At 67.9% G+C, this 2,648-nt stretch carries 2 protein-coding genes; both read right to left on the minus strand.

The window, feature by feature from the left end:
- Positions 1–287: 287 nt before the first annotated feature.
- Positions 288–1,157, minus strand: coding sequence for a MurR/RpiR family transcriptional regulator (locus AC1D12_RS30490; RefSeq protein WP_047500301.1), 870 nt, complete (start codon positions 1,155–1,157; stop codon positions 288–290).
- Positions 1,158–1,180: 23 nt separating this feature from the next.
- Positions 1,181–2,626 (minus strand): glucose-6-phosphate dehydrogenase, encoded by a 1,446-nt coding sequence (zwf, locus tag AC1D12_RS30495; RefSeq protein ID WP_047500303.1) that lies wholly within the window; start codon positions 2,624–2,626, stop codon positions 1,181–1,183.
- Positions 2,627–2,648 lie beyond the last annotated feature (22 nt).

Below are 2,648 nucleotides of genomic sequence, written 5' to 3' on the forward strand. Positions count from 1 at the left end.
TCGCCAAACTCCCTCCGCTCACTGCGTTCGCTGTGGTCAAACAGTGGCGATGAGCATGTCTACGAAGCGCGCTGGCGCGCGCCACCCCCGAAGCCGACCTTCTTCGTCGCCTCAGAAATCGCCCCCAGCCCAGCCCCTCACCCGCCGCGCCGCTAAGCACCACCAACTCTTGTTGGAGGGAAAAGATTGAAGTGACCGACAAGCATGCGAGCGTTGGCGCGCTCGTCGGTCACTTCAATCTTTTCCCCCCACCCACGCCTTTGCCGCACAAGAGCTCCGCAAGCAAGCTACTCAGCTTGTGCGTACCGCTTGGCGCGCAGATTGCGCTTGATCTCTTGCAGCATCGGTCGCAGCTCGCTCCCCAGCCGCAGCGCCACCCCGGTGGTCAGGATGTCGATCACGATCAGGTGCAACAGCCTCGACACCATCGGGCTGTAGCGGTCGTAATCCTCCGGGTGGTCGGCTGCCAGCAGGATCTGGCTGCTGCCGGTCTGCCCGATCACCGCCAGCGGCGAGCCGCTCGCGGTGATCACGATCGTCGTCGCGCCCTTCTTGCGCGCGATCTCGGCCACGTCGATCAGGTCGCGGCTGCGGCCCGAGTTCGAGATGATCACGACGCAATCGCCCGGCTGCAGCATCGTCGCGCTCATCACCTGCACATGGCCGTCGCTGATCGCCAGCGCGTTGACGCCCAGCCGGAAGAACTTGTGCTGCGCATCCTGCGCGACGATGCCCGAATTGCCGACCCCGTAGAACTCGATCCGCCGCCCGGCGCGGCCGGCCTCGGCCAGCGCCGTGATCGCGCGGTCGAACGCCAGGCTCGCAGCATCGTTGCGGTACTTCAGCAGCGCACTGACCGCGTTGTCGACCACCTTGACGACGATGTCGCCCGGCTTGTCGTCCTCGTCCACCGCGCGGTGCACGAAAGGCACGCCCTCGTTGACGCTGCCGGCCAGCTTGCGCTTGAAATCGGCCAGCCCGTCGTAGCCCACGCTGCGGCAGAAGCGCACCACCGTCGGCTTGCTGACATGCGCCCGGTCGGCCAGCTCACTGACCGGCAGGCTCGCAAAGCTGCGGGCGTCGGCCAGCACCAGCTTGGCCACGCGCTGCTCCGCCGGCGGAAGCGCGGGGATCGACGCGCGAATGCGGTCCAGCATGGGGGATCCGGCGAGGTGCGCGCTTATTGCTCTTCGGACCAGGCGTAGCCGTCGCGCGCGACCAGCGCGCTCGCGGCCGCCGGCCCCCAGGTGCCGGCCGCATACGGGCGCGGGCCGGTGCTGTCCTTGCCCCAGGCGTCGAGGATCGGCTCGACCCAGCGCCACGCCTGCTCCTGCTCGTCGCTGCGCACGAACAGGTTCAGCCGGCCGGCGATCGCGTCGAGCAGCAGCCGCTCGTAGGCGCCCACGCGGTTCTCGGCGAAGGCCTTGTCGAAATCGAGGTCGAGCGACACCGGCGCGAGCTGCTCCTGCTGCCCGGCACCCTTGGCCGCCAGCAGGTGCAGCTCGAGGCCGTCTTCCGGCTGCAGGTTGATCACCAGCTTGTTCGCCGGGTTGTGGCCCGGGAAGATGCTGTGCGGCGTCGGACGGAAATTGACGACGATCTGCGCATCGCGCGCGGCCAGCCGCTTGCCGGTGCGCAGGTAGAAGGGCACGCCGGCCCAGCGCCAGTTCTGCACCTCGGTGCGCAGCGCGACGAAGGTCTCGCACTGGCTGCCCGCCGGCACCTTCACTTCCTGCAGGTAGCCGACCACCGGCTGCCCGCCGGCCGTGCCGGCACGGTACTGGCCGCGCACCACGTCGCGGCCGACGCTCTCTTCGGTGAACGGCTTCAGCGAGCGCAGCACCTTCAGCTTCTCGTCGCGGATCGCGTCGGCATCGTTGCGCGACGGCGGCTCCATCGCGATCATCGTCAGCAGTTGCAGCGCATGGTTCTGCACCATGTCGCGCAGCGCGCCGGTGCGGTCGTAGAAATCGCCGCGCGTGCCGACGCCGATCGCCTCGGCCAGCGTGATCTGGATGTTGGCGATGCTCTCGCGGCGCCACAGCGGTTCGAACAGCGCATTGCCGAAGCGCAGCGCCATCAGGTTCTGCACCGAGGGCTTGCCGAGGTAGTGGTCGATGCGGAACGCCTGCGTCTCGCTGAACACCGAGCGCACGACGCGGTTGATCTCCTGCGCGCTCTGCAGGTCGTGGCCCAACGGCTTCTCAAGCACCACGCGGATGCGCGGCGTGTTCAGGCCGGCCACGCCGAGCTGCTCGCAGATCTGCGGAAAGAGGTGCGGGCTGGTGGCGAGGTACAGCACCGCCGTGTCGGCATTGCGCTCCTCGAGCCACTGCTTCAGCCCGGCATAGTGCTCGGGCTTCGACAGGTCCATGCGGCGGTAGTGCAGCATGTCGGCGAAACGGGCGAACTCTTCATCGGTCGGGCGCTTGGCGCCTTCGACTTCTTGAAAACGCTCTTTCAGCCAGCCGCGGTACTTGTCGTCGCTCTGCTCGTCGCGGGCCACCGCGAGGATGCGGCCACCGGCCGGCAGCTTGCCGTGGCGGAAGGCCTGGAACAGCGCCGGCATCAGCTTGCGCCATGTCAGGTCGCCCGTGCCGCCGAAGAAAACGAGATCGAAAGACATGCCTGCCGCCTCAGTGGTGAAG

It is taken from the genome of Rhizobacter sp. P1_G5, from assembly GCF_056405435.1.

Coding starts and splice junctions, on each gene's coding strand:
- AC1D12_RS30490 (WP_047500301.1), bottom strand. CDS start 1,157: ATGCTGGACCGCATTCGCGCGTCGATCCCCGCGCTTCCGCCGGCGGAG.
- zwf (WP_047500303.1), bottom strand. CDS start 2,626: ATGTCTTTCGATCTCGTTTTCTTCGGCGGCACGGGCGACCTGACATGG.